This is a genomic window from Sinorhizobium prairiense (assembly GCF_029201645.2).
GTDB lineage: Bacteria > Pseudomonadota > Alphaproteobacteria > Rhizobiales > Rhizobiaceae > Sinorhizobium > Sinorhizobium meliloti_A.
On record NZ_CP104131.1, the window covers coordinates 390,084 to 415,000 of the forward strand.

At 62.9% G+C, this 24,917-nt stretch carries 22 protein-coding genes and 1 pseudogene (1 of these 23 only partly in view); 16 read left to right on the top strand and 7 right to left on the bottom strand.

Annotation, left to right across the window (positions count from 1 at the left end; all coding sequences use genetic code 11):
- Positions 1–104: 104 nt before the first annotated feature.
- Positions 105–1,304: a CmlA/FloR family chloramphenicol efflux MFS transporter gene (gene cml / locus N0Q91_RS04525; protein WP_275597427.1), complete on the bottom strand. Its 1,200-nt coding sequence runs from the start codon at positions 1,302–1,304 to the stop codon at positions 105–107.
- Between the two features lie 238 nt (positions 1,305–1,542).
- Positions 1,543–4,254, bottom strand: a complete 2,712-nt coding sequence (gene secA, locus N0Q91_RS04530; protein ID WP_100674203.1) for a preprotein translocase subunit SecA — start codon at positions 4,252–4,254, stop codon at positions 1,543–1,545.
- 243 nt (positions 4,255–4,497) lie between these two features.
- On the opposite strand from secA, the gene N0Q91_RS04535 reads away from it, so the two are divergent.
- The 6 genes from N0Q91_RS04535 (at position 4,498) to N0Q91_RS04560 (ending at position 9,004) form a co-directional block, all read left to right on the top strand.
- Positions 4,498–5,352 carry a peptidylprolyl isomerase gene (locus N0Q91_RS04535; protein ID WP_100674204.1) on the top strand — a complete coding sequence of 285 codons (855 nt, stop codon included), beginning with the start codon at positions 4,498–4,500 and terminating at the stop codon, positions 5,350–5,352.
- 161 nt (positions 5,353–5,513) lie between these two features.
- On the top strand, positions 5,514–6,755 hold the full coding sequence (gene argJ / locus N0Q91_RS04540; protein ID WP_275597428.1) for a bifunctional glutamate N-acetyltransferase/amino-acid acetyltransferase ArgJ: 1,242 nt from the start codon (positions 5,514–5,516) through the stop codon (positions 6,753–6,755).
- A 73-nt stretch (positions 6,756–6,828) separates the two neighbouring features.
- Complete coding sequence (locus N0Q91_RS04545; RefSeq protein WP_275597429.1) at positions 6,829–7,647, top strand: GNAT family N-acetyltransferase; 819 nt, start codon at positions 6,829–6,831, stop codon at positions 7,645–7,647.
- A 5-nt stretch (positions 7,648–7,652) separates the two neighbouring features.
- Positions 7,653–8,060, top strand: coding sequence for an 8-oxo-dGTP diphosphatase MutT (gene mutT, locus N0Q91_RS04550; protein ID WP_100674206.1), 408 nt, complete (start codon positions 7,653–7,655; stop codon positions 8,058–8,060).
- A gap of 263 nt (positions 8,061–8,323) precedes the next feature.
- Positions 8,324–8,644 (top strand): hypothetical protein, encoded by a 321-nt coding sequence (locus N0Q91_RS04555; protein WP_275597430.1) that lies wholly within the window; start codon positions 8,324–8,326, stop codon positions 8,642–8,644.
- Positions 8,645–8,830: 186 nt separating this feature from the next.
- Entirely contained in the window at positions 8,831–9,004 is a 174-nt protein-coding gene (locus N0Q91_RS04560; RefSeq protein ID WP_275597431.1) for a Flp family type IVb pilin, read from the top strand.
- A 110-nt stretch (positions 9,005–9,114) separates the two neighbouring features.
- Here the strand turns inward: N0Q91_RS04560 and N0Q91_RS04565 are convergent.
- Positions 9,115–10,010: pseudogene (locus N0Q91_RS04565) on the bottom strand (methyltransferase domain-containing protein).
- 194 nt (positions 10,011–10,204) lie between these two features.
- On the opposite strand from N0Q91_RS04565, the gene N0Q91_RS04570 reads away from it, so the two are divergent.
- The 4 genes from N0Q91_RS04570 (at position 10,205) to N0Q91_RS04585 (ending at position 12,637) form a co-directional block, all read left to right on the top strand.
- On the top strand, positions 10,205–10,951 hold the full coding sequence (locus N0Q91_RS04570) for a ComF family protein (protein ID WP_275598088.1): 747 nt from the start codon (positions 10,205–10,207) through the stop codon (positions 10,949–10,951).
- A 20-nt stretch (positions 10,952–10,971) separates the two neighbouring features.
- Positions 10,972–11,256 carry a glutaredoxin 3 gene (gene grxC, locus N0Q91_RS04575; RefSeq protein WP_026168806.1) on the top strand — a complete coding sequence of 95 codons (285 nt, stop codon included), beginning with the start codon at positions 10,972–10,974 and terminating at the stop codon, positions 11,254–11,256.
- Between the two features lie 98 nt (positions 11,257–11,354).
- The gene (locus tag N0Q91_RS04580; protein WP_275597432.1) at positions 11,355–12,212 is read left to right on the top strand and encodes a carbon-nitrogen hydrolase family protein; all 858 of its coding nucleotides are present in this window, start codon (positions 11,355–11,357) and stop codon (positions 12,210–12,212) included.
- Positions 12,209–12,637, top strand: coding sequence for a DUF1178 family protein (locus tag N0Q91_RS04585; RefSeq protein WP_018096962.1), 429 nt, complete (start codon positions 12,209–12,211; stop codon positions 12,635–12,637). The genes N0Q91_RS04580 and N0Q91_RS04585 overlap by 4 nt, the downstream gene beginning before the upstream one ends.
- Positions 12,638–12,649: 12 nt before the next feature.
- On the opposite strand, the gene ubiG is transcribed toward N0Q91_RS04585, so the two are convergent.
- From ubiG to N0Q91_RS04600, 3 genes are all read right to left on the bottom strand, one after another.
- Positions 12,650–13,396: a bifunctional 2-polyprenyl-6-hydroxyphenol methylase/3-demethylubiquinol 3-O-methyltransferase UbiG gene (gene ubiG, locus N0Q91_RS04590; RefSeq protein ID WP_275597433.1), complete on the bottom strand. Its 747-nt coding sequence runs from the start codon at positions 13,394–13,396 to the stop codon at positions 12,650–12,652.
- A gap of 108 nt (positions 13,397–13,504) precedes the next feature.
- A complete protein-coding gene (locus N0Q91_RS04595; RefSeq protein ID WP_275597434.1) occupies positions 13,505–13,912 on the bottom strand; it encodes a DoxX family protein in 408 nt (135 codons plus the stop codon).
- An 18-nt stretch (positions 13,913–13,930) separates the two neighbouring features.
- Positions 13,931–14,476 (bottom strand): dihydrofolate reductase family protein, encoded by a 546-nt coding sequence (locus N0Q91_RS04600; protein ID WP_275597435.1) that lies wholly within the window; start codon positions 14,474–14,476, stop codon positions 13,931–13,933.
- Between the two features lie 356 nt (positions 14,477–14,832).
- Here N0Q91_RS04600 and N0Q91_RS04605 point away from each other — a divergent pair, with 356 nt between their 5' ends.
- From N0Q91_RS04605 to clpB, 6 genes are all read left to right on the top strand, one after another.
- Positions 14,833–16,107, top strand: a complete 1,275-nt coding sequence (locus tag N0Q91_RS04605; RefSeq protein ID WP_003533520.1) for an aspartate kinase — start codon at positions 14,833–14,835, stop codon at positions 16,105–16,107.
- 190 nt (positions 16,108–16,297) lie between these two features.
- Positions 16,298–18,565, top strand: a complete 2,268-nt coding sequence (ptsP, locus tag N0Q91_RS04610; protein ID WP_275597436.1) for a phosphoenolpyruvate--protein phosphotransferase — start codon at positions 16,298–16,300, stop codon at positions 18,563–18,565.
- A 69-nt stretch (positions 18,566–18,634) separates the two neighbouring features.
- Positions 18,635–19,717 carry a peptide chain release factor 1 gene (prfA, locus tag N0Q91_RS04615; RefSeq protein WP_018096967.1) on the top strand — a complete coding sequence of 361 codons (1,083 nt, stop codon included), beginning with the start codon at positions 18,635–18,637 and terminating at the stop codon, positions 19,715–19,717.
- Between the two features lie 6 nt (positions 19,718–19,723).
- A complete protein-coding gene (gene prmC / locus N0Q91_RS04620; protein ID WP_275597437.1) occupies positions 19,724–20,605 on the top strand; it encodes a peptide chain release factor N(5)-glutamine methyltransferase in 882 nt (293 codons plus the stop codon).
- A 333-nt stretch (positions 20,606–20,938) separates the two neighbouring features.
- Complete coding sequence (locus tag N0Q91_RS04625; protein ID WP_275597438.1) at positions 20,939–21,583, top strand: DUF4167 domain-containing protein; 645 nt, start codon at positions 20,939–20,941, stop codon at positions 21,581–21,583.
- A 255-nt stretch (positions 21,584–21,838) separates the two neighbouring features.
- A complete protein-coding gene (clpB, locus tag N0Q91_RS04630; protein WP_018096971.1) occupies positions 21,839–24,445 on the top strand; it encodes an ATP-dependent chaperone ClpB in 2,607 nt (868 codons plus the stop codon).
- A gap of 81 nt (positions 24,446–24,526) precedes the next feature.
- Here the strand turns inward: clpB and N0Q91_RS04635 are convergent, their stop codons facing one another.
- Positions 24,527–24,917: the end of a M23 family metallopeptidase gene (locus tag N0Q91_RS04635; protein ID WP_275597439.1), read on the bottom strand. 1,550 nt of this gene lie beyond the right edge of the window; 391 of the gene's 1,941 nt are visible here — the last part of the coding sequence; its start codon lies off the right edge, out of view; it ends in the stop codon at positions 24,527–24,529.

Consider the following 24,917-nt stretch of genomic DNA (forward strand, 5'->3'; position numbering starts at 1 on the left):
TACGCAATACTGGGCTTCACTTCTGTCAGATCAGCGTTAACAAAGGGTTCAGCACCCTCGTTTGAGGGCGTGGAAGCCGGGCTTTTGCCCGGCTTCCTCTTCAATCATGCCTGGGCGTGCCTTCTGGACTGCAACTGCCGGCGCGCGATCAGCACGACACCGGCCATTGTCGAGGCATAGACCACGAGCGGCCACGCGCTGTCGCCGGGCAGTCCGATCACGAGCAGTGTTCCCGCCGTCCCGACGATGAGGCTTTGGACGCAGAAATAGACTGCGACCGCCGAACCCGCCATGTATCCGAACCCTTCGAGCGCGCCGTTTGCAGTTACCGATCCGGTGAAGACGATGCCGACCGCCATGACCCACATCGACGCGACGAACGTCCAGGACGAAGGGGTGCCGAAGCTCTGCCCGGCGGCCAGGAGCGCCGCTCCGAGAAGCAACATGCACATGCCCCGCAGGAGGCTGCCCGAAGTTCCCCATCGGGAGACGAACCGCCTGGCAAAGCGCGCCGTGATGATCATCACGATTGCTACAGTTGCAAAGGCGAGGCTGAACTGCAGCTCCGAATATCCTGCCCTGTCGATCAGAACGCGCGGAGAGGTGGAAAAGAACACGAAAAACGTGCCCATGGCGGCGCTGAAGCCGAGGGTATAGGTCCAGAAGGCGAGGCTGCGGAAAAGGGGCCCGAACGTGCGCCGCGGCAGCGCGGCCGCCGAAGGGCGGGATTCATGCCAGCGAGGCAGTGCCTGCACCAACGCGATTACGGCAAATGCACCGAGCGTAACGAAAATCGAACGCCATCCGAACCTCTCCGCCAGCATGGCGCCGGCTATCGGTCCCAGAGCGGGAACGAATGCCAGAATGGAACTGAACAGGCTGTAGATAACCGTGCTTTCCGGGCGGTCGGCATAGACGTCCCGGATCGTCGCAAAGGTGGCCACCAGGGCCGCAGATGCGCCAACCGCCTGCAGGAAGCGGAAGGCGACGAATGGTATGGCGCTGGAGGATGCCGCAAGGCAGAACGACGCCGCGGCGAACAGCATCGCTCCGCCGATCAGGACAGGCCGCCGTCCGATGCGATCGGAGACGGGCCCGAAGACGATCTGGCCGAGGCCGAGCATCACCATATAGAGGCTCAGCGTGAGCTGGACCACGGCAGGACTGGTCCCGAGAATACCGGGCATCGCCGGAACGATCGGGAGATAGATATCCATGGCCAGGGAGGCGAGGATATCGAAGGGCGCCATCAGCAGCAGCGCTGCCGGCAGCGAATAGCGCCAGACATGAGGCTTTGTAGGCATGGAAAGACATCCGCTCAAATGAGGAACATTCGGCGGCGGTCTGCCTTCGGCACGGGGGTCGGCTCGACAGACGCCGCAACAACAAGGAAAAAGCGTTGTTGCGGCTTACTTGTCCGAGGACTTTTGAGCTCCCATGCTACGGCTCCATACGCATCTAGAGGTGAGGTAAGTTGCCTGCCATGTCAGTGGCAGGCAGACAATCGTTCGCGCGCCCGACCGGACGCGCAGCACCGCGCGGTCAGGCTTCGTAAATGCCGTGGCAATGCTTGTATTTCTTGCCCGAGCCGCACGGGCAGGCTTCGTTGCGTGCCACTTTGCCCCAGGTTGAAGGGTCGGCCGGATCGCGGTTCGCGGGGGCGACCGCCAGCAGCGTCTCCCCGGCCTGCGCGAAGTCGTCCTCGCCGGTCAGCGGATCGATGTGGTGCGCCTGCATCGGTGGCAGCGGCTGCGGTTCCTCGGGCGCCTCGCGGACCAGCTCGACGCGCATCAGCTGTGCCGTGACCGCCTGACGCAGATTGCCGAGTAGCGCCTGGAACAGCTCGAAAGCCTCGGACTTGTATTCCTGCAGCGGATCGCGCTGGGCGTAGCCGCGGAAGCCGATGACCGACCGCAGGTGGTCGAGGTTGACGATATGCTCGCGCCAGAGATGGTCGAGCGTCTGGAGGACGACGGAGCGCTCGACATATTGCATGATTTCGGGGCCGAAACGCTCGGCGCGCTCGGCAGCCGCCTTGTCCACTGCGGCAGTGATGCGCTCGCGGATATCGTCCTCGGCGATGCCTTCTTCGGCGACCCATTCGGCGATCGGCAGGTCGAGATTGAAATACTGCTGGACGTCGGCCTTCAGCCCCTCGGCATCCCATTTTTCCGCATAGGCCCGCTCCGGAATGCGTTTGGCGACGATTTCCTCGATCACTTCGTTGCGCATGTCGGTCACCGTATCGGTGACGCTCTCCGCGTCCATCAGTTCGATGCGCTGCTCGAAAATGACCTTGCGCTGGTCGTTGAGCACATCGTCGTATTTCAGGAGATTCTTGCGGATGTCGAAGTTGCGCGCCTCGACCTTCTTCTGGGCGCGTTCGAGCGCCTTGTTGATCCAGGGATGGACGATTGCCTCGCCTTCCTTCAGGCCGAGCTTCTGCAGCATTCCGTCCATTCGGTCGGATCCGAAGATGCGCATCAGATCGTCCTGAAGCGACAGGTAGAACTTAGAGCGGCCCGGGTCGCCCTGGCGGCCCGAGCGGCCACGCAGCTGGTTGTCGATGCGGCGGCTTTCGTGCCGTTCGGTGGCAAGAACGTAGAGCCCGCCGGCGGCGAGCGCCTTTTCCTTGAGCTTCTGAACCTCTTCCCGGATCGCCTTTTCGCGCGCTTCGCGCTCCGGGCCGGGCTCGACATCGGCCAGCTCCTGCTGGATGCGCATGTCGGGGTTGCCGCCGAGCTGGATGTCGGTGCCGCGGCCGGCCATGTTGGTGGCGATCGTGACCGCGCCGGGGACGCCGGCCTGCGCGACGATATACGCTTCCTGCTCGTGGTAGCGGGCGTTCAGCACCTGGAACTTGGAGAAGCCGCTCTTCTTCAGCATATCGGCGAGAAGTTCGGATTTCTCGATGGAGGTGGTGCCGACGAGCATCGGCTGGCCGCGCTCATGTGCGGATTTGATCTCGTCGATAATCGCCTTGAATTTTTCGCCGACGGTGCGATAGACCTCGTCATCCTCGTCGACGCGCTTGATCGGCAGGTTGGTCGGCACCTCGAGAACTTCGAGGCCGTAGATGTTGCCGAATTCCTCCGCTTCCGTCGCAGCCGTACCGGTCATGCCGGCAAGCTTGTCGTACATGCGGAAATAGTTCTGGAAGGTGATCGAGGCGAGCGTCTGGTTCTCGGGCTGGATCTGCACCTTCTCCTTGGCTTCGAGCGCCTGGTGCTGGCCTTCGGAGTAGCGGCGGCCGGGCATCATGCGGCCGGTAAACTCGTCGATGATGACGATCTCGCCGTTGCGTACGATGTAATCCTTGTCGCGGGTGAAGAGCTTGTGGGCCTTGAGCGCGTTGTTGACGTGGTGAACGATCGCCACGTTCTCGATGTCGTAGAGCGACTCGCCCTTCAGCAGGCCGGCCTCGCGCAGCATGTTCTCGAGCTTCTCGGTGCCTTCTTCCGAAAAATTGGCCGAGCGCTGCTTCTCGTCGATTTCGTAGTCTTCCGGCGACAGACGCGGAATGAACTCATTGATGGTGTTGTAGAGATCGGAGCGGTCGTCGAGCGGGCCGGAGATGATGAGCGGCGTGCGCGCCTCATCCACCAGGATCGAGTCGACCTCGTCGACGATGGCGAAGAAGTGGCCGCGCTGCACCATCTGGGAGCGCTCGTACTTCATGTTGTCGCGGAGATAGTCGAAGCCGAGCTCGTTGTTCGTCGCATAGGTGACGTCGCAGGCATAGGCGTCGCGGCGCTGTTCGTCGGAGAGACCGTGGACGATGACGCCGGTGGTCATGCCGAGGAAGCCGTAGATGCGGCCCATCATGCCGGCGTCGCGCTGGGCGAGGTAATCGTTGACGGTGACCACATGCACGCCCTTGCCGGCGAGCGCGTTGAGATAGACGGGAAGGGTGGCGACGAGCGTCTTGCCTTCGCCGGTCTTCATTTCCGCGATGGCCCGCTCATGCAGGATCATGCCGCCGATCAGCTGGACGTCGAAGGGGCGCAGCCCGAGGACGCGGAGCGCAGCCTCGCGCACGACCGCAAAGGCCGGCACGAGAATGTCGTCCAGGGTCTTGCCGCCGGCGAGCTCACGGCGAAATTCCGCCGTCTTCGCCGCCAGGGCCTCGTCGCTCAGCGCCTTCATTTCGGCTTCGAGAGCATTGATGGCGTCCACCCGGCCCTTGTAGCCGCGGACGCGGCGATCGTTGGCGGAACCAAACAACTTGCGGGCAAAGCCGCCGAGACTGACCATGCAAATGGTCCTTTCCTTATTTGTCGCCTGGGTTTCAGGCGCGCGGTCGAAAAACCGCGTCACGCCGCGAAACGCCCGGAAACTGTTCTGGACGCGAGGTTGCGTGACAGATAAGAGGGGGGTCGGATTATGTCAACGCACTTGCACGGCCGGACGGCTACAGAACCGCCACATTCTGGTTGTTGTGCAGCCCTTGGGGCCGGAGGCAATCGCGCTGGCGGCCAATGGTGAAAGGTTAGAAACATGTCTAGATACAAGACCCTTGCGGCCGCGGCACTGGTCGCGGTGATCGCGGCGGGTGTCGCCCGCGCCGAAGGGACCGACCCGGTCATTGCCAAAGTCGGGGACCAGGAAATCCACCAGTCGGAACTTGATCTCGCAATCACGAGCCTCGATCCGCAGCTCCAGCGGATGCCTGACGAGCAGAAGCGCGCAGCAGCACTTTCGGCCGTCATCGACGTGAAGCTTCTTTTGAAGGACGCCGAGAAGGAAGGGCTTCAGAACGACGAAGCGTTCAAGCAGCGCGTCGCATTCCTGACCGAACGCGAGTTGCACAACGCCTTCTTCAAGAAGCACGTGGTCGATGCCGTAACGGCGGAAGATGTGAAGGCGCGCTACGACAAGGAAGTCGCAGCGATTCCGCCGCAGGAAGAGGTCAAGGCCCGCCATATCCTCGTCAAGACCGAAGACGAGGCGAAGGACGTCATCAAGGAACTCGACGCGGGCAAGAACTTCGCCGACCTTGCCAAGGCCAAGTCCACCGACCCGAACAAGGAAGAGGGCGGCGATCTCGGCTACTTCACCAAGGGCCGCATGGTACCTGAATTCGAGACGGCCGCCTTCGCGCTGGAAAAAGGCGCCTATACGAAGACACCGGTGAAGACGCAGTTCGGCTTCCATGTGATCCTCATCGAGGACAAGCGTCCCCAGGCTCCGCCGACGCTCGAACAGGTCGAGCCGCAGGTTCGCCAGCTCGTCATGCGTGACAAGTACCTCGAGCTTCTGAATTCCGCCAAGGAGAGCACTGCCGTCGAAATCTCCGATCCGGCGCTCAAGAAGGCCTATGACGAGGCCGGCAAGCCGCAGGAAACCAAGTAATTACGGCTGCGCGGCCTCTTCAGGGAGGCGCGCCCCCGCGCGGAGGCTGAGGTCGCTCGCATTTGCTCCGCTCCGCCTTCAAAGATCCGGATGCCCGACGGCTGAATGCCGTTCGGGCATTTCGCACAACGTTCGAGGCTTCTGAAAAGCAGGTTCAATCCATGTCCGGTTCCGTCTCTCCGCTTGCTCCGAAAACCTTTGCCGAAATGCCGGCCCTTCGCGGCGTACGCATGGCGACCGCTGCCGCAGGGATCAAGTACGAGAACCGGACCGACGTGCTGATGATGCTCTTCGACCGGCCGGCATCCGTGGCGGGCGTGTTCACGCGGTCGAAGTGCCCCTCAGCTCCGGTCGACCATTGCCGGCAGAACCTGCCGGGCGGCATTGCGCGCGCCGTGGTCGTGAACTCGGGCAATGCCAACGCGTTCACCGGCAAGAAGGGCCGGGAGGCGACCAGGCTCACGGCCGAGGCAGCGGCAAAGGCCGTTGGCTGCAGCGAGGCGGAGGTCTTCCTGGCGTCGACGGGCGTCATCGGCGAGCCGCTCGACGCCACCAAGTTCGCCGGTGTTCTGGATAAACTTGCCGCGTCCGCCACCCAGGACTTCTGGTTCGAAGCGGCCAAAGCGATCATGACGACCGATACCTATCCGAAGGTTGCCACCCGCAGCGCCGAGATCGGCGGTGTCAGGGTCACGATCAACGGGATCGCCAAGGGCGCCGGGATGATCGCGCCCGACATGGCAACCATGCTCTCCTTCGTCGTCACCGATGCGGACATTGCGCCGGCGGCACTTCAGGCACTGCTTCAGGCAGGCGTCGAACCCACCTTCAATTCGGTGACGGTCGACAGCGACACGTCCACCTCCGACACGCTGATGATGTTTGCGACCGGTGCGGCGGCGGACGACGGCCAGGCTAAGGTCGAGGACGCGGCCGACCCGCGTCTCGACGGGTTCCGTGCCGCGCTCGACGATCTGCTGCGTGATCTGGCGTTGCAGGTCGTGCGCGACGGCGAGGGCGCGCGCAAGATGGTCGAGGTGACGGTCGAGGGCGCGGAAAACGATGCCGCCGCCAAACGCATCGCGCTTTCGATAGCCAATTCGCCGCTCGTCAAAACGGCGGTTGCGGGCGAGGACGCCAATTGGGGACGCGTCGTCATGGCGGTCGGCAAGTCGGGAGAGATGGCCGAGCGCGACCGGCTGGCGATCTGGTTCGGCGATATCCGAGTCGCAGTCGAGGGCGAGCGCGATCCGGCCTATTCGGAAGCGGCCGCGACTGCGGTCATGCAGGGCGAGACCATTCCGATCCGCGTCGATATCGGTCTGGGTTCGGGCCGCGCCACGGTCTATACCTGCGACCTGACCAAGGAATATGTCGAAATCAACGGCGATTACAGAAGCTGACACGGTTGAGGCGTTGAGAGCGGTTGCGACCGGACGGCCGCGCGCTCTTCCCGGCCCCGCAGCATTCAAGGCTATGGACATGACAACGAACGGCAGAGAGCCGCCCGGCAACGGGGCGGGGAACGGGGAAACGGTCGCGGTCGATTTACCGAGCGTGCGGCGTCTGGAGGCCGTCGGTTTTCGCGCCTGGCCGGCCTCGTCGGTGCAATATGACGGCAGCTGGCTTATCCGTCTGACGGCGGGGCACCCTTCCAAGCGCCTGAATTCCGTCAACCCGCTGGATCCGTCCGACTATCGCGACATAGCCATCCGCCTGGAGAAGGCGCGCCGGCTTTTTGCGCAATCCGGGCGCACCCTTACGGTTCGTCAGACGCCGCTGACGCCGCCGAAGATGATCGACCATATGGATGGCGAGGGCTGGACGTCGTTCGCGCACAGCCTGGTCCTGACGCTCGACCTGGCGGATCGCGATTTCAGCGAAGGCATCGACCACCTTCCGATCAAGGATATCGGCCGTTTCGTGGACGCCCGCATCCTGATCGGCGGGGATCCTCCGGAAGCCAAGCAGGCGCTGACCGGGATCATCAACGCCATCAAGCCCGAGTGCGGCCTGTTCCTGTTCGAGGACCGTAAGACCGGGCCGACGGCGGTGTCGCTCGTCGTCCACGACAATGATCTTGCCGGGATCATGCAGTTCGCGGTTTCCGAAGCGGTGCGCCGACGCGGCGTCGGCAGCGCTCTCCTCGACGCCTCGCTCCGTTGGGCACGTCTCAAGGGCGCAAAGAAGGCCTGGTTGCAGGTGGAGGCCGACAACCAGGCTGCGATCGAGCTCTATCGCAAGGCCGGTTTCACCGAGGTCTACCGCTATCTCTATCGAACGCCGAAGGTCTGACGGACATGCAGGGTAGGAAGATCGTGCTCGTTGCCGCCTGCGCGCTCGTCGATTCCGATGGACGCGTTCTGCTGGCGCAACGCCCGGAAGGCAAGCCTCTGGCGGGCCTGTGGGAGTTCCCGGGCGGTAAGGTCGAGAGTGGCGAGACCCCGGAGGAGACGTTGATCCGCGAGCTCGAAGAGGAGCTCGGCATCCGCACCAAAGTCGCCTGCCTCGCGCCGCTCACATTCGCGAGCCACGGCTACGACGACTTTCACCTCCTGATGCCGCTTTACATCTGCCGCCGCTACGAGGGGTTTGCCGAAGGCCGCGAAGGCCAGGCTATCAAGTGGGTGCGCCCGAAGGCGTTGCGCGACTACGCCATGCCGCCCGCCGACGAGCCGCTGATCCCGTTCCTGATGGATTTGCTCTAAGAGCACTTGCGGGAAAAGTGTGTAACGGCTTTCCGTGCGGACGTGCGTAGCTTCGAAGTTGGAGCGTCAAGAACCGCGCTGGTGGCGCGCAATCCCGCTAAATTCGATAATTCGTTAATCGAACGTTTATCACCCTTGGGCAAGATGGGGTCAGTTCCGGCGCGCGTCACCTCGACGGCGCCGTTTTCGGGCAGGTGTGGTCAGGACGAGGCTTTGGGAAGGGTGCTTCGCCCGCCGCTCTTTACGTGTTGCATGAGGCTGGGATGGTGGACGAGGATTTCTGGAGGACGGTTCAGGACAAGGATATGGTGACGAGCCAGTCCCGCCGGACAGGCGTGCTCAATCTGTCGCTGCTGTTCGGCACGGCGGTCATCGCGCTGACGCTCATCCTGACGCCGATGCTGTCGTCCAAGGGCGACAAGCGAATGCTTGCGAACACGCCGATCGACTACGACAACATCTCGACGGGCTCCATACCCTCGGGCGGTACGGCCAAGCGCTACACCGTTCGGCGCAGCGTGCTTCAGGAGATGCCGGGTGCCGTCTGCATCATCGACGCCGATGGCAGCAGGAGTGGATGCTGATCGCTGCGGAGCGCCGAAAGGCACTGCTTGCGGTTGACCTGTGGCGAGGCGACGCCTCGTTTGCCGTTGAAACGTTGCGTGCTTGCGTTGAAGCGTCGAAACGCCTCAACCTTTTGAAACGACGCACTTCCGGACGGAAACCGTTATACGCTTTTCCGGCAAGTGCTCTGAGCGGCTGGAGGACCAATGGAGACGCTGAGACGCCTGTTTCGAGACCACGACGGCGCAACGGCGGTGGAATACGGGCTCCTGGCCGCGCTGATCTCGCTCGGCCTTCTCATCGGCCTGCAGAATTTCTCCGGCGCACTGCTCGGCATGCTGACCTTCGTCACCGACACGATCGAGGCGGCCTGGACCTAGAGCATTCAACGTGTTCCATAGAAACACTGAATGCTCCAACCATTGATCCAACGCACTTCCGGACGGAAAACCGTTACACACCTTTCCTGGAAGTGCTCTAAGATCTCAGATCACGGCTCGCCTTCATCCTTGAGTTTGTGCTCGCTCGCGCCAAGCGCGTCGGACAATCTCTGCTTCGCCGAGCCGGGTTTGAGCGGCTTCTGCTGACTCTCGTGCGGCGCCCAGCCCGAAAGATAAATGATCGAGAAGGTCGCGCGGATGCGCCCGTCCGGATCGGAGAAGCGCTGCGCGTAGATTTCTGCGGCTCTGAGAAGAAGCGCCGCGGCATCGGCTTGCGGTTGCGCGAAGCCAGCGGGTTCGTCATGCCCATTGCGCGCAAGTCGCGGATGAGGCCGAAGAGCGAATCGTAGCGGACGGTGTACGTCTCGGTATCCGCCACCGGCAGGGCAAAGCCCGCCCGCTGCAGAAGGGCTCCCATGTCGCGCACGTCGGCGAAGGGGATTACCCGTGGGCTCGCCCCGCCCGTCAGTTCCGCCTCGGCTGCGAGAAGCGCCTCGCGCAGTTCCTGCAGCGTGCCGCTGCCGGGTATTGCGGCAAGGAACAACCCGTCGGGCTTCAGCACGCGGCGCGCCTGGATGAAGACGCCGGGCGTATCATTGGTAAGATGGAGCGACAGTGGCGACACGAGGAGACTGAGCGACGCCGGGTCGGCCGGGATACGCTCCAGAGGTGCTTCCGTCACCGGCTCGTCGGCCGAACCGAAGGCGCTGTCGGTTTCCACCCGCTCGATCGCGCCGACCTTGCCGGTCGTGGAAAGGCTGCGCGCGGCGGCACCCGTATAGCCGTGCAGCTCCATGGCCGTTTCGAACTGCCGTTCGACGACGCTTACGCGCTCGGCAAGTTCCTGTGCGACGATGTCGAGCAGGAAGCCTGCCTTCTCGTCGGCCTGGCGCAGTGCGCGCCGGCGGTGCGCCTCGACGAGGCTCTGGTCAAAGATGATTTCCACGACAGTCTCTCCGAAATCGCGGGGTGCGACAGAAACCCTACAGCGCCGCGTGTCTTGTCGGACGCGCAGAGGCCGCTGCAGCGCTTTAATACTTGCTGCACCCTTCGTCCTCTGCTCAGTTAGGGTCTAACGCGACAGACAGCAACACGAATCAAGCCAAGCGCATGAAACGGGGCGGACAGGAAAACCGGGCGGTGGATTGGGCGGGCATGCTCCGCCGGATTGCGGCCCAGGCGGTCGATCTCGTCTTTCCGCCCGTCTGCTCGGGATGCGGCCGGCTGACCGGCCATGCCCATGCCGTCTGCGCTTCCTGCTGGGCAGGCATGCCGCTCATCGAGCGGCCCTATTGCGAGGTTCTGGGCTTGCCCTTCGCCTATGATCCTGGCGAGGGCGCGGTTTCGCCCGAGGCCATCGCCAATCCTCCGGTCTTCGACAGGCTGCGCTCGGTGGCCATTCACGAAGGAATCGTCCGCGATCTCGTGCATGGCTTGAAATACCGTGATCGCACCGACCTTGCACCCATGATGGCCGAGTGGATGATCCGCGCCGGCGGCGGTGCCGTGGCAGCGGCGGACATGATCGTGCCGGTTCCGCTCCATGCGCTCCGCCTCTGGAGGCGCAAGTTCAATCAGGCGGCGGAGCTTGCACGCGTCATTGCCGAACGTTCCGCAAGAGCCTATCGACCGGATGTTCTTCGCCGCATCAAGCGCACGAGCCGCCAGGTCGGACTTGGCGCCAGGGCACGCGAGGAGAATGTCCGCGGCGCCTTCGCAGTCCCCGAAGGCGCGAAGCGGGAACTCGCGGGCAAGCGCATCGTTCTCGTAGACGACGTCTATACGACCGGCGCGACCGTCGCCGCTGCGACACGGGCGCTGAAGCGTGCGGGCGCCGGAGACGTCACGGTTTTGACCTTTGCAAGGGCCATGTCCGGTCCTATATGACAAGAAATGTCCGGCGATCGATGCCGGTGAAGGAGCAGTTGGAGACCATGGCTTCGGTCGTCATTTATACGCGTCAGTTCTGCGGCTATTGCACGAGGGCGAAGAAACTTCTGGAAAGCAAAGGCGTCGACTTTACCGAGTATGATGCCACTTATGCACCTGAACTTCGCCAGGAGATGATGGAAAAATCCAGGGGCGGCAGGACCTTCCCGCAAATCATCATCAATGATGTTCCCGTCGGCGGCTGCGACGAGCTGCATGCGCTCGATCGCGCCGGCAAGCTCGACGATATGCTCGCGGCCTGAAGTGGAATGTCACGACTGTCCTGCCCATCCGAAAAAGAGGTGAGTGCTGCGATGCCGGATCGTTCTGATCCAGAGTTCCGCTTGGGAGAAAGAAAGCGATGACCTTCAAGGCTGCCGCCGTCCAGATGTGCTCCGGTGTCGATCCCGCAAGAAATGCGGAGACGATGGCGAAGCTGGTGCGCGAAGCCGCTTCGCGGGGTGCAACCTATGTCCAGACGCCGGAGATGACCGGAGCGGTCCAGCGCGACCGGACGGGTTTGCGGTCAGTGTTGAAGGATGGGGAGAACGACGTCGTCATTCGCGAGGCATCCCGGCTTGCCCGCGAGCTCGGCCTCTACCTCCATGTCGGCTCGACGCCGATCGCGCGCGCGGATGGGAAGATTGCCAATCGCGGCTTCCTGTTCGGGCCTGACGGCGCGAAGATCTGTGACTACGACAAGATCCACATGTTCGACGTGGATCTGGAGAATGGCGAGAGCTGGCGCGAGAGCGCCGCCTACCATCCGGGTCATATCGCGCGTATCGCGGATCTCCCCTTCGGCAAACTCGGCTTTTCGATCTGCTACGATGTCCGTTTCCCCGAGCTGTTTCGCCAGCAGGCCGTGGCCGGAGCCGAGATCATGACGGTGCCGGCTGCGTTCACGCGCCAGACCGGCGAAGCGCATTGGGAAATCCTGTTACGCGCTCGGGCCATCGAAAACGGGCTCTTCGTTATTGCCGCCGCTCAAGCGGGCACGCATGAGGATGGCCGGCAAACCTTCGGCCACTCGATGATCATCGATCCCTGGGGCAGGGTGCTGGCCGAAGCCGCTCCGACCGGCGAGGAAATCATCGTCGCCGAGATCGATGTGGCGGCGGTGCACGCGGCGCGCGAGAAGATTCCCAACCTCAGGAACGCGCGCAGCTTCGTGTTGGATGAGGTGGTTCCGGCGGGAAAAGGAGGCGCTGCAGCGTGATCCACTACAATCTTGCCTGTGACGAGGGCCACGACTTCGAAGGCTGGTTCTCCTCGAGCGACGATTTCGACCGGCAGGTCGAGCGGCGCCTGGTCGCCTGCCCCAGTTGCGGTTCCGTTTCCGTCAGCAAGAAACTGATGGCGCCCGCCGTCTCAACGGCGCGCAAGAAGGAGGCGCGCCGCGAGCTGGTGATGGATCAGGCGCAGAAGGAAGCGGTCGCCAAGCTCAAGGAACTGGTGAAATCGATCCGCGAGAACGCGGAAGACGTCGGTGAGCGCTTCCCGGACGAGGCGCGCAAGATACATTACGGCGAAGCCGACCAGCGCGGGCTGATCGGCAAGGCGACGGCGGAAGAGGCGATTGCCCTCATCGAGGAGGGAATCGAGATCGCCCCACTGCCGGTGCTGCCGGACGACACGAACTGACGATAACAGGGCTCAGATCGGCCGTTTCGCCACGATCATGTAATTGACGTCCATATCCCTCGACAGGTTCCACTGGTTGGCCAGCGGATTGAAGAAGACGCCGGTGCGGTCGGCAATCTCCATGCCGCTTGCGGCGAGAGGCTTTTCGAGCTCCTCCGGCCGCACCAGCTTTTCATATTGGTGGGTACCGCGCGGCAGCCAGCGCAACACGTTTTCGGCCGCGAAGATCGCGAGTGCTGCCGCTTTCAGCGTGCGGTTGATGGTTGCGACGAACATCAGGCCGCCCGGGCGCACCATATGCGCGCAGGTGGTCATGAAGAATTCGACGTCCGCGACATGCTCGACCACTTCCATGTTCAAAACGACGTCGAAGCTCTCGCCGGCTTCGGCAAGGGCTTCGGCCGTTACGGCGCGATAATCGACGCTGACGCCGCTGCCGGCCGCATGCGTTTTAGCGATGCCGATGTTCTTTTCCGAGGCGTCGGCCCCCACGACGTCCGCTCCCATCCGGGCCATCGGCTCGGAAAGAAGCCCGCCGCCGCAGCCGATATCGAGGACTCGCAGCCCTTCGAGCGGCTGCCGGCTTTTCGGATCGCGGCCGAAATGCTCCGAGACCCTGTCACGTATATAGGCGAGGCGCACGGGATTGAATTTGTGCAGCGGGCGGAACTTGCCGGTCGGATCCCACCATTCGGCCGCCATGGCCGAGAAGCGGTCCACCTCGCTCTGGTCGATCGTCGTGCGCGCCGTCTCGCTCATGAGAGCCTCCTTGCCTCGTTCTTTCGGTGCCGCGCGTCCTCATCGGGCGCGCAAAGCTCGCTGTAGCTCATCGATCCGATGCTGAAGTCGGACGATCGGCGGGGGATGTCAAGGGCCTGTGGCTCGCACCCGGCGAGCGTCGAGACTCCAGGCGCCTGCGCCGGCGAAAACGAGATAGAGATAGATGAAGCTGAAGAGAATTGCGGCGCTGCCCATATTGTTGGCGGGCCACATGTTCATCGGCGCATGAAAGCCCCAATAGGCGACGGCCATCATGCCCGACAGGATGAAGGCCGCCGCGCGGGTGAAGAGCCCGACGAGCACCAAAGCGCCGCCGACGAGTTCCAGGATGCCGGCCACCAGGAGGATCGGCTTCATTTCCGGCGGCGGCAACGGATGGGTCGATGCTGGAACGTTGAAGAGCAGCACCATGCCGGCATGAACGAAGAGCAGAGCGGTCACGATCCTGAGCAGGGCGAGCGCCTGCGGCGCATAGATGGAAAGACGGTTCTCCATAGCCTCCTCCTTCGCCGATCACGCCGGTTCCGGCCGGTAATGCAGGATGACGACACCGGACTTCAGAGGGCGGACATGAGTAAGCTCGAGCTTCCTCCGCTCGGCAACGTTTTGAAAGAGGGGCGTGCCCTTGCCGAGCAGCACCGGATTGATGCCGAGACGGTATTCATCGACGAGCCCTGGAGCGATCAGCGTCGAAGCGAAATCGGCGCTGCCGAAGATGAAGATTGCGCCGCCTTCGCGTTCTTTCAGGCGCCTGACCTCGTCGGCGGCATCGCCGGAAACAAGGGTCGTGTTGTTCCAGTCGGCGCTCCTGAGCGTCCTGGAGAAGACGTATTTCTCGACGCCGTTCATGAAGGCGGCGATATGATCCTCCGACGAGGGCCAATAGGCGGCCATGAGTTCGTAGGTGGTGCGGCCGAAGAGCAGTGTGCCGGCCTCGAACTGCGTCTCGCGGATATAGGCGTCGAGCTCGTCTTCGAAAACGAACCAGCCGATGTCATGCCCCGGCGCTTCGAAAAACCCGTCGACACTGACCATGTCCCACATGATGACTTTGCGCATTGTCCTTCCTCCCATTGGGCGGCCACCGCCCTGCGTCTGGAGTGAGATTGGCAGAACCAGTATTGAAATGCAAGTGGTTTTGAATCGACATCGGTTCCCCCCTGGGCGAGAGTCATGCTCTTGGCCACCGCTCTGACGGCCATTGCACGCAGCCCGCTGATCCGCTAAGAGACGCCGCGACTTTCCGCTCCCCGAGGCGGTGACTGGCCGATGTCCGAGAAGTCTCCTTCAAGCTTTTTGATCGTCAGGCGCCGGCGGGGGCGTTTTCCTGTCGCGTCTACGGCGACGCGCGTCTTCTTGGACGCTCCAAGGTCGCCGCATCGGGCGCGCAAACATGGTGGTACGGTAGAGGCGAAATGGCACGCATCGTGATGAAATTCGGCGGGACCTCCGTCGCAGATTTGAACCGCATCCACAATGTCGCGCGCCATGTGAAACGCGAGGTCGATGCCGGCCACGAGGTTGCTGTCGTCGTTTCCGCCATGTCCGGCAAGACCAACGAGCTGGTCGGCTGGGTCGAAAACATGCCGAAGGTCGCGGGCTCGAACGCCCCCTTCTACGATGCGCGCGAATATGACGCGGTCGTCGCCTCAGGCGAACAGGTGACCTCCGGCCTGCTCGCGATCGCGCTGCAGTCGATGGGCATCAACGCCCGCTCGTGGCAGGGCTGGCAGTTGCCGATCAAGACCGACAACGCCCATGGTGCGGCCCGCATTCTCGAAATTGACGGCGCCGATGTCATCCGACGCATGGGCGAGGGTCAGGTGGCGGTCGTCGCCGGCTTCCAGGGCCTCGGCCCGGACAACCGCCTGGCGACGCTCGGCCGCGGCGGCTCGGACACCTCCGCCGTCGCGATCGCAGCCGCCGTCAAGGCCGATCGCTGCGACATCTACACCGACGTCGACGGCGTCTACACGACGGACCCGCGCATCGAGCCGAAGGCCCGGCGTTTGAAGAAGATCGCTTTCGAGGAAATGCTGGAAATGGCGTCTCTCGGCGCCAAGGTGCTGCAGGTACGCTCGGTCGAGCTCGCCATGGTGCACAAGGTACGCACATTCGTGCGTTCTTCTTTCGAAGACCCCGATGCGCCGGGCATGGGTGATCTCATGAACCCGCCCGGAACGCTGATTTGTGATGAGGATGAGATCGTGGAACAGGAAGTCGTAACCGGCATCGCCTATGCCAAGGATGAAGCACAGATCTCGCTGCGCCGCCTGGCCGACCGGCCGGGCGTTTCCGCCGCGATCTTCGGGCCGCTTGCGGAAGCCCATATCAATGTCGACATGATCGTCCAGAACATTTCGGAAGACGGCTCGAAGACCGACATGACCTTCACCGTGCCGTCCGGCGACGTCGACAAGGCCCTCAGGGTTCTGGGGGATAACAAGGAAAAGATCGGCTATGACGTCATTCAGTCGGAGTCGGGCCTCGTCAAGGTCTCGGTGATCGGCATCGGCATGCGCAGCCATGCGGGCGTCGCCGCTTCCGCGTTTCGGGCACTTGCCGACAAGGGGATCAACATCAAGGCGATCACCACCTCCGAAATCAAGATCTCCATCCTGATCGACGGACCTTACGCCGAATTGGCCGTTCGCACTTTGCATTCCGTCTACGGTCTGGATAAGAGTTAAACGGCAGGCATTTGATTTGGGATTCGCGACCCGGCGCCGCGCGTCTGAAAAGACACGGAAGACGTCGCTGTAGTGATTGGAACTGCTGCATGAACTTGTCCCCGGATCGATTTCGCTTCGAGGATGCATGCAGAGGCCGCGGCGTCCCGCATGGGCCCGACGTTTATTCTTATTCAGGAGACCCCACGCGATGAGAGACCTTTCCGCAGGTCCGCGCGTTCTCCTCAAGCGGTTGCGCGAGCTCATGGCGGAACCGCTCGAGCCGCAGGAGCGCCTTGACCGGATCGTGCGCCAGATTGCGCAGAACATGGTTGCGGAAGTGTGCTCGGTTTACGTGCTGCGCTCCGACGGCGTGCTCGAACTTTACGCGACCGAAGGTCTGAACAAGACGGCGGTGCACCTGGCGCAACTGAAGATGGGACAGGGTCTCGTCGGCACGATCGCGGCTTCGGCGCGGCCGCTCAATCTCTCCGATGCCCAGTCGCACCCGGCCTTCACCTACCTGCCCGAGACGGGCGAAGAGATTTATCACTCTTTCCTCGGCGTTCCGATCCTGCGCACCGGCCGCGCGCTCGGCGTCCTCGTCGTGCAGAACAAGGCGCAGCGCAACTATCGCGAGGACGAGGTCGAGGCGCTGGAAACGACCGCCATGGTGCTCGCCGAGATGGTTGCGACCGGCGAGCTCAAGAAGATCACCAAGCCCGGGCTCGAGCTCGATCTGTCCCGCCCGGTGACGATCGAGGGCAACAGTTACGGTGAAGGCATAGGGCTCGGTTACGTCGTCCTGCATGAGCCTCGCATCGTCGTCACCAATCTGCTCAACGAGGACACGGAGCAGGAGCTGCAGCGGCTTGCGGAAGCGCTCGGGTCGCTGCGCATCTCCATCGACGACATGCTGTCGCGCCGCGACGTCTCGATGGAGGGCGAGCACCGCGCGGTGCTGGAGACCTACCGCATGTTCGCCCACGACCGCGGCTGGGTGAGAAAGCTCGAGGAGGCGATCCGCAACGGCCTGACGGCGGAAGCGGCGGTGGAGCGGGTGCAGAGCGAGACCAAGGCGCGGATGATCCGGCTGACCGATCCGTATCTGCGCGAGCGGATGCACGATTTCGACGATCTTGCGAACCGGCTGTTGCGCCAGCTTTCGGGTTATGGCGCCAAGCTTTCGGCTGCCGATTTCCCCAATGACGCGATCGTCGTCGCGCGCGCCATGGGCGCTGCGGAGTTGCTCGACTATCCGCGCGAGAACGTGCGCGGCCTTGTGCTGGAGGAGGGGGCGGTCACCAGCCATGTGGTCATCGTCGCCCGCGCCATGGGCATTCCGGTGGTCGGCCAGGCGGCAGGGGCAGTGGCGCTCGCCGAAAACCGCGATGCGATCATCGTCGACGGCGACGATGCGAAGGTGCATCTGCGGCCGATGGCCGATCTGCAGCGCGCTTACGAGGAGAAAGTGCGCTTCCGTGCGCGCAGGCAGGCGCAGTTCCGCGCTCTCCGGGATGTCGAGCCTCTGACGAAGGACGGCAAGCGCATTACGTTGCAGATGAATGCCGGGCTCCTGGTCGACTTGCCCCATCTGAACGAGGCTGGTGCCGAAGGTATCGGTCTCTTCCGGACCGAACTGCAATTCATGATCGCTTCGACCATGCCCAAGGCCGAGGAGCAGGAAGCTTTCTACCGCAACGTCATGAAGCAGACGGCGGGGAAGCCGGTCACCTTCCGGACGCTGGATATCGGCGGCGACAAGGTCGTTCCCTATTTCCGTGCCGCGGAGGAGGAGAACCCGGCGCTCGGCTGGCGCGCCATCAGGCTGTCGCTCGATCGGCCGGGTCTCCTGCGTACCCAGTTCCGGGCAATGCTGAGAGCGACGGTCGGCGCCGAGCTCAAGATGATGCTGCCGATGGTAACGGAAGTCGCGGAGCTGAAGAGCGCGCGAGAACTCCTGCAGAAGGAGATCGAGCGCCAATCGAAGCTCGGCGAACAACTGCCGCGCAAGCTGCAGTTCGGGGCGATGCTGGAAGTGCCGGCGCTGCTTTGGCAGCTCGACGAACTGATGGCCGAAGTCGATTTCGTTTCGGTCGGCTCGAACGATCTCTTCCAGTTCGCCATGGCGGTCGACCGCGGGAATGCCCGTGTTTCCGAACGTTTCGACATTCTCGGCCGGCCTTTCCTGCGGATTCTCCGGGAGATCGTGCGGGCCGGCGAGCGCAACAACACGCCGGTGACGCTTTGCGGCGAGATGGCAAGCAAACCGCTTTCGGCCATGGCGCTGCTCGGGCTCGGCTTCCGGTCGGTTTCGATGTCGCCGACGGCTGTCGGGCCGGTCAAGGCAATGCTCCTGGCGCTGGAGGCCGGCAGGCTCAACGAACTCCTTGAGGCGGCGCTCGACGACGTCAAGTCCGACACGTCGATCCGCCAGCTCCTGGTCGATTTCGCTGCGGCGAACGGCATACCGGTTTAGATTGAACAAGAGGGCTCTCGTCTCCGTCCGGACGCGGTCCGGGCGAGGCGAGTGCATTTGGAGTGAGATTTGGCAAAGCTTCCCGTTGAAAAGATGCGCGAACTGGAGCGGCGGTTCGGCGAAATCGAGGCGCGCATGTCCGCCGGCCCGTCGGCCGACGTTTACGTGAAGCTGGCCTCGGAATATTCCGAGCTGCAGCCGGTCGTGTCGAAGATTCGCGCCTATGAAAAGGCGACCGCCGAGCTTGCCGACATCGCAGCAATGCTTGCCGACCGGGCGACCGACAAGGAGATGCGCGACCTCGCGGAGATGGAAAAGCCCGAAGTCGAAGAGAAGATCGAAGCGCTTGAGCAGGAAATCCAGATCCTGCTCCTGCCGAAGGATGCGGCCGACGAAAAGAGCGCGATCCTCGAAATCCGGGCCGGTACGGGTGGCTCGGAAGCCGCCCTCTTCGCCGGCGATCTCTTCCGCATGTACGAGCGATACGCGGCGGGCAAGGGCTGGCGCGTCGAAGTGCTGTCCGCGAGCGAGGGCGAGGCCGGCGGCTACAAGGAAATCATCGCAACGGTATCGGGACGCGGTGTCTTTTCGCGGTTGAAATTCGAGTCCGGCGTCCACCGGGTGCAGCGCGTGCCGGAGACGGAAGCGAGCGGCCGGATCCATACATCGGCCGCGACGGTCGCGGTGTTGCCGGAGGCCGAAGAGATCGACATCGAGGTCCGCCCGGAGGATATCCGCGTCGATACGATGCGTTCCTCGGGAGCAGGCGGACAGCACGTCAACACGACCGATTCGGCCGTGCGCATAACCCATATTCCGACCGGCATCGTCGTCACCAGTTCGGAAAAGTCGCAGCATCAGAACCGTGCCAAGGCGATGCAGGTGCTGCGCTCCCGGCTCTATGACATGGAACGGCAGCGCGCCGACAGCGAGCGCTCGGCCGACCGCAGGAGCCAGGTAGGGTCCGGCGATCGTTCCGAGCGCATACGCACCTACAATTTCCCGCAGGGACGCCTGACCGACCACCGCATCAATCTCACGCTCTACAAGCTCGACCGAATGATGGAAGGTGAGATCGACGACGTGGTGGATGCGCTGCTCGCCGACCATCAGGCAAGCCAGCTCGCGCTGCTCGGCGAAAGGCAGAACTGAGTTTCAATGGCCCAAACCCTCGACAGCCTCCTAGCCGAGAGCCGCGACAGGCTGAAGGCCGCCGGCCTCGAATCGGCGGGGCTCGATGCACGCCACCTGATCTCCGGCCTGCTCGACCTTGCGCTAGCCGCGCTCCTGACGCGCGGAAGAGAGCTCGTCAGCGACGAGGATGCGGCTCGCATTCGTGCCGCAGTCGAGCGCCGCGCGGCGCATGAGCCGGTCTACCGGATCCTCGGCGAGCGGGAATTCTTCGGCATGAAGCTCAAGCTCTCGAAAGAGACGCTGGAGCCGCGTCCGGACACCGAGACCCTGGTCGACTGCCTGGTTCCCCATGCGCGGCGAATCGCTTCAAGCAAAGGGAGTTGTCGCATCGTCGACCTTGGAACGGGCACGGGTGCGATTTGTCTCGCTCTTCTCGCCGCGGTACTTGACGCGCACGGTCTCGGTACCGATATATCGGAAGACGCTCTGGCGACAGCACTCGAAAATGCGCGCAGGAATGGCTTGGCGGCACGCTTCGGAGCCGTTCGGAGCAATTGGTTCGAGGGGGTGGATGGGCGGTTCGATATCATCGTCTCAAATCCGCCTTATATCCGGTCCAATGTAATACCGGAGCTTGAACCGGAAGTGAGATACCACGATCCGGTCGCCGCACTTGATGGCGGAGAGGATGGGCTTGATGCCTATCGTGCCATTGCTTCTCACGCTGGTCGCCATCTCGAAACAGACGGCGTAATAGGCTTGGAAATCGGTTTCGATCAAAAACGAGCGGTAACGGCGCTATTCGAAGCGCAGGGCTTTCGTTTGCTCTCTGCCGCGAAGGACCTCGGCGGCAACGATCGGGTCCTGATGTTCCAGCAGGATATTGAGCGCAGCAATAACCGTTGAAAAAATGCTGCACTCGCACTTCTCTTTTCCGGAAGAGCAAAGAAAGGGCTTGGAATCCCGAAGGAAGCGGGCTAGTTTCACCCCGCGCACTGGGCAGAAGGTCATGGACCAAGGATTCGTTCCAGTATGACCTGGCCACGGGGATTGCTCTCAAGAAAGAGTTGCTAGGGTTCGACAGTGCCTTGTGCGGGTACCTGTTAATTTAACGTTGACCGGCGCCGAGATCGCGAAGAGGCGATCTGTCATGGCGCATGTTTTCTCAGGTGCGGACTTTCCGCACCGAGAGCGGAACCACATGATCATCATTATCAAGAAAATTCAGGTGAATGGACTATGAGGCCAGGACAGCAAAACAAGCGCGGCCGTGGGCGGAATAACAACAACAGCGGAAACAACAACAACAACAATCGCAAGGGATCCAATCCCTTGACGCGGACCTACGACAGCTCCGGCCCGGATGTGAAGATTCGTGGTACCGCACAGCACATCGCCGAAAAATATGCGGCCCTTGCTCGCGACGCGCAGAGCTCCGGCGACCGCGTGATCGCTGAGAACTATCTGCAGCATGCCGAGCATTACAACCGCATCATCGCGGCTGCGCAGGCTCAGATGCAGGACCGGTTCCAGCGCGACGAACGCCAGGACTATCAGGAACGTGACTCGTCCGATCGCGATCAGGACGATCTGGATCAGGGCTATGCAGAGGAAATGCCGGCCGCTCCGGCGGCCGCAGCGGCTCCGGCCAACGAGCCTCAGCCGGTCATCGACGGTTCGGGTCCTCAGCCGGTGATCGAGGGCATGCCCGCCGAAGTCGCCATGGAAGAGGAAGCGCAGGGATCGGCCGGTCGTTCGGCCTCCCGTCGCCGCAGCACGAGCCGGCCTCGCCGGCAGCCGCGCCGCGGCGCGCAGGAAGAGGCAGGGGGCGAGGCGCAGCCCGAAACCGACGGCAGCACCCCGGCGCTCGCCGCCTCGGAATAACCCTTCCGCAGCGATTCTCTTAAAGGCCCAGCCCGTAACGGCTGGGCTTTTTGCTTTCGCAAGATCTCGACGCCTGCCGCATCCACTGCGAGCACATTCGCACGCGATTGTCTCCGCTGCCTCCATTTGCCGCCCTTTAATTCCGAAGAACGCTGCACCATATTTCGCTTCGAAGGCTTGCCGAATGCGGGAGCCTGATCCTGAAACGCCGGCCAGTGCCACGATGATGGGCTCGCCGGGCTATGGAGGTAGAGAATGGATATCGAAAAATATTCGGAACGCGTCCGCGGTTTCCTGCAGTCGGCGCAGACCTATGCACTGGCCGAAGGGCACCAGCAATTCACGCCGGAGCACGTCCTCAAAGTATTGCTCGACGACGATCAGGGCATGGCGGCTTCGCTTATCGAGCGCGCCGGCGGCAATGCGCGCGAAGCCAAGGTTGGTACGGCCGCAGCTTTGGCGAAGCTTCCGAAGGTGACCGGCGGCAACGGCTCCGTCTATCTGTCGCAGCCGCTCGCCAAGGTGTTCACCGCAGCGGAAGAGGCCGCCAAGAAGGCCGGCGACAGCTTCGTAACCGTCGAACGCCTGCTTCTGGCACTGGCGATCGAAAGCTCGGCTGCGACGGCGTCGATCCTCTCCAAGGCCGGCGTCACGCCGACGAAGCTCAACCAGGTCATCAACGAAATCCGCAAGGGCCGCACCGCCGACAGCGCCAATGCCGAACAGGGTTTCGATTCGCTCAAGAAGTACGCGCGAGATCTGACCGCCGAGGCGAGGGAAGGCAAGCTCGATCCGGTGATCGGCCGGGACGACGAGATCCGCCGAACGATCCAGGTGCTCTCGCGCCGGACGAAGAACAATCCCGTGCTGATCGGCGAGCCGGGCGTCGGCAAGACCGCGATCGCGGAAGGCCTGGCGCTGAGAATCGTCAACGGCGATGTGCCTGAAAGCCTGAAGGACAAGCGCCTGATGGCGCTCGACATGGGCGCGTTGATCGCTGGTGCGAAGTTCCGCGGTGAATTCGAAGAGCGGCTCAAGGCCGTGCTGAACGAAGTGCGCTCGGAAGGTGGCGAGATCATCCTCTTCATCGATGAAATGCACACGCTGGTCGGTGCAGGCAAGGCGGACGGGGCTATGGATGCCTCGAACCTCCTGAAGCCCGCGCTCGCCCGCGGCGAGCTGCACTGCGTCGGCGCGACGACGCTCGACGAATACCGCAAGCACGTCGAGAAGGACGCGGCCCTTGCCCGCCGGTTCCAGCCGGTCATGGTCGAGGAGCCGACGGTCGAGGATACGATCTCGATCCTGCGCGGCCTGAAGGAAAAATACGAGCAGCATCACAAGGTGCGGATCTCCGATTCCGCGCTGGTTGCGGCCGCGGCCCTTTCCAACCGCTACATCACCGATCGTTTCCTTCCCGACAAGGCGATCGACCTCATGGACGAGGCAGCCTCGCGTCTCAGGATGCAGGTCGATTCGAAGCCTGAGGAACTCGACGAACTCGACAGGCGCGTCATTCAGCTGAAGATCGAACGGGAAGCCTTGAAAAAGGAGACCGACGTTTCTTCCAAGGATCGCCTTGCCAAGCTCGAACTCGATCTGTCTTCGCTCGAAGAGGAGGCAGCCGCATTGACGGCGCGCTGGCAGGCCGAGAAGCAGAAGCTCGGGCAGGCAGCCGATCTCAAGAAGCAGCTCGACGAAGCGCGCAACGAGCTGCAGATCGCGCAGCGCAACGGCGAGTTCCAGCGGGCAGGGGAGCTTGCCTACGGCGTGATCCCGAATCTCGAAAAGGAACTGACGGAAGCGGAAAGCCAGGATGGCGCCAGCGCCAACCCGATGGTCCAGGAAGTCGTGACCCCCGACAACATCGCCCACATCGTATCTCGATGGACCGGCATTCCGGTCGACAAGATGTTGGAAGGCGAGCGCGACAAGCTGCTCAGGATGGAAGACGAGCTGGCGAAATGGGTCGTCGGTCAGGGTGATGCCGTGCAGGCCGTCTCGCGGGCGGTTCGCCGTTCGCGCGCAGGGCTTCAGGATCCGAACCGGCCGATCGGCTCCTTCATCTTCCTGGGTCCGACAGGGGTCGGCAAGACGGAGCTCACCAAGGCGCTTGCCCGCTTCCTCTTCGACGACGAGACCGCGCTGATGCGGATCGACATGTCCGAGTACATGGAGAAGCATTCGGTCGCCCGCCTGATCGGCGCGCCTCCCGGCTATGTCGGTTATGAGGAGGGTGGGGCGCTGACGGAATCCGTCCGCCGCCGGCCCTATCAGGTCGTGCTGTTCGACGAGATCGAGAAGGCGCATCCGGATGTCTTCAACGTTCTGCTGCAGGTGCTTGACGATGGGCGTCTGACCGACGGTCAGGGGCGCACGGTCGACTTCAAGAACACGATGATCATCATGACCTCGAACCTCGGTGCGGAATACCTGACCGCACTCGGCGAAAACGAGGACAGCGATGCGGTTCGCGATCAGGTCATGGAAGTGGTGAGAGCCGCTTTCCGTCCGGAATTCCTGAACCGCGTCGACGAGATCATCCTGTTCCACCGGCTGCGCCGTTCGGAGATGGGCGCGATCGTCGACATTCAGCTCGAAAGGCTGCGCAAGCTCCTCGCGGATCGCAAGATCACGCTCGAGCTCGAGGACGATGCACGCGTTTTCCTGGCGGACAGGGGCTACGATCCGGCCTACGGCGCTCGCCCCCTGAAGCGGGCGATCCAGAAATACGTGCAGGATCCGCTGGCCGAAAAAGTGCTGCAGGGCGAGTTCCCGGATGGCTCGGTGATCAAGGTCGTTGCCGGTTCAGACCGTCTGAACTTCAAGCGCGGGGCGGGGGCGAACCAGGAAGCCGCGTAAGCCTCGCATTCCGACAGCCACGAAGGCCGCCCTCCGGGCGGCCTTTTTTGTTGCGAGTTCGCGATACCGTCGATGGGTCGACTACTTGCTTGCGACCTCGTTCGCATCGTCGCCGAGAAGCTCGTCGATGCGTTCGCGTTCCTTCTCGAACTTCGCCAGCGCCTCGCCCCCGAGCGATTTTCCTCCCGGCAGCCGGATACGCAATGGATCCACCTTGTTGCCGTTGACGATCAGTTCGTAGTGGAGGTGCGGGCCGGTGGAGAGGCCGGTCGTTCCGACCCAGCCGATCACCTGACCCTGGACGACCTTCGTTCCCGGCTTGACGCTTTTGGCGATCGCGCTCTGGTGATTGTAGGAGGACACATAGCCGTTGGCGTGGCGGATCAGCGTCTGGTTGCCGTAGCCGCCGGAGTCCCAGCCGGCCTTCTGCACGACGCCGTTTCCGGCCGCGATGATCGGAGTGCCGCGCGGA

Coding starts and splice junctions, on each gene's coding strand:
- N0Q91_RS04535 (WP_100674204.1), top strand. CDS start 4,498: ATGTCTAGATACAAGACCCTTGCGGCCGCGGCACTGGTCGCGGTGATC.
- N0Q91_RS04555 (WP_275597430.1), top strand. CDS start 8,324: ATGGTGGACGAGGATTTCTGGAGGACGGTTCAGGACAAGGATATGGTG.
- N0Q91_RS04545 (WP_275597429.1), top strand. CDS start 6,829: ATGGACATGACAACGAACGGCAGAGAGCCGCCCGGCAACGGGGCGGGG.
- ubiG (WP_275597433.1), bottom strand. CDS start 13,396: ATGAGCGAGACGGCGCGCACGACGATCGACCAGAGCGAGGTGGACCGC.
- ptsP (WP_275597436.1), top strand. CDS start 16,298: ATGAGAGACCTTTCCGCAGGTCCGCGCGTTCTCCTCAAGCGGTTGCGC.
- argJ (WP_275597428.1), top strand. CDS start 5,514: ATGTCCGGTTCCGTCTCTCCGCTTGCTCCGAAAACCTTTGCCGAAATG.
- prmC (WP_275597437.1), top strand. CDS start 19,724: ATGGCCCAAACCCTCGACAGCCTCCTAGCCGAGAGCCGCGACAGGCTG.
- N0Q91_RS04560 (WP_275597431.1), top strand. CDS start 8,831: ATGGAGACGCTGAGACGCCTGTTTCGAGACCACGACGGCGCAACGGCG.
- N0Q91_RS04595 (WP_275597434.1), bottom strand. CDS start 13,912: ATGGAGAACCGTCTTTCCATCTATGCGCCGCAGGCGCTCGCCCTGCTC.
- N0Q91_RS04625 (WP_275597438.1), top strand. CDS start 20,939: ATGAGGCCAGGACAGCAAAACAAGCGCGGCCGTGGGCGGAATAACAAC.
- grxC (WP_026168806.1), top strand. CDS start 10,972: ATGCCGGTGAAGGAGCAGTTGGAGACCATGGCTTCGGTCGTCATTTAT.
- cml (WP_275597427.1), bottom strand. CDS start 1,304: ATGCCTACAAAGCCTCATGTCTGGCGCTATTCGCTGCCGGCAGCGCTG.
- mutT (WP_100674206.1), top strand. CDS start 7,653: ATGCAGGGTAGGAAGATCGTGCTCGTTGCCGCCTGCGCGCTCGTCGAT.
- clpB (WP_018096971.1), top strand. CDS start 21,839: ATGGATATCGAAAAATATTCGGAACGCGTCCGCGGTTTCCTGCAGTCG.
- secA (WP_100674203.1), bottom strand. CDS start 4,254: ATGGTCAGTCTCGGCGGCTTTGCCCGCAAGTTGTTTGGTTCCGCCAAC.
- N0Q91_RS04580 (WP_275597432.1), top strand. CDS start 11,355: ATGACCTTCAAGGCTGCCGCCGTCCAGATGTGCTCCGGTGTCGATCCC.
- N0Q91_RS04605 (WP_003533520.1), top strand. CDS start 14,833: ATGGCACGCATCGTGATGAAATTCGGCGGGACCTCCGTCGCAGATTTG.
- N0Q91_RS04600 (WP_275597435.1), bottom strand. CDS start 14,476: ATGCGCAAAGTCATCATGTGGGACATGGTCAGTGTCGACGGGTTTTTC.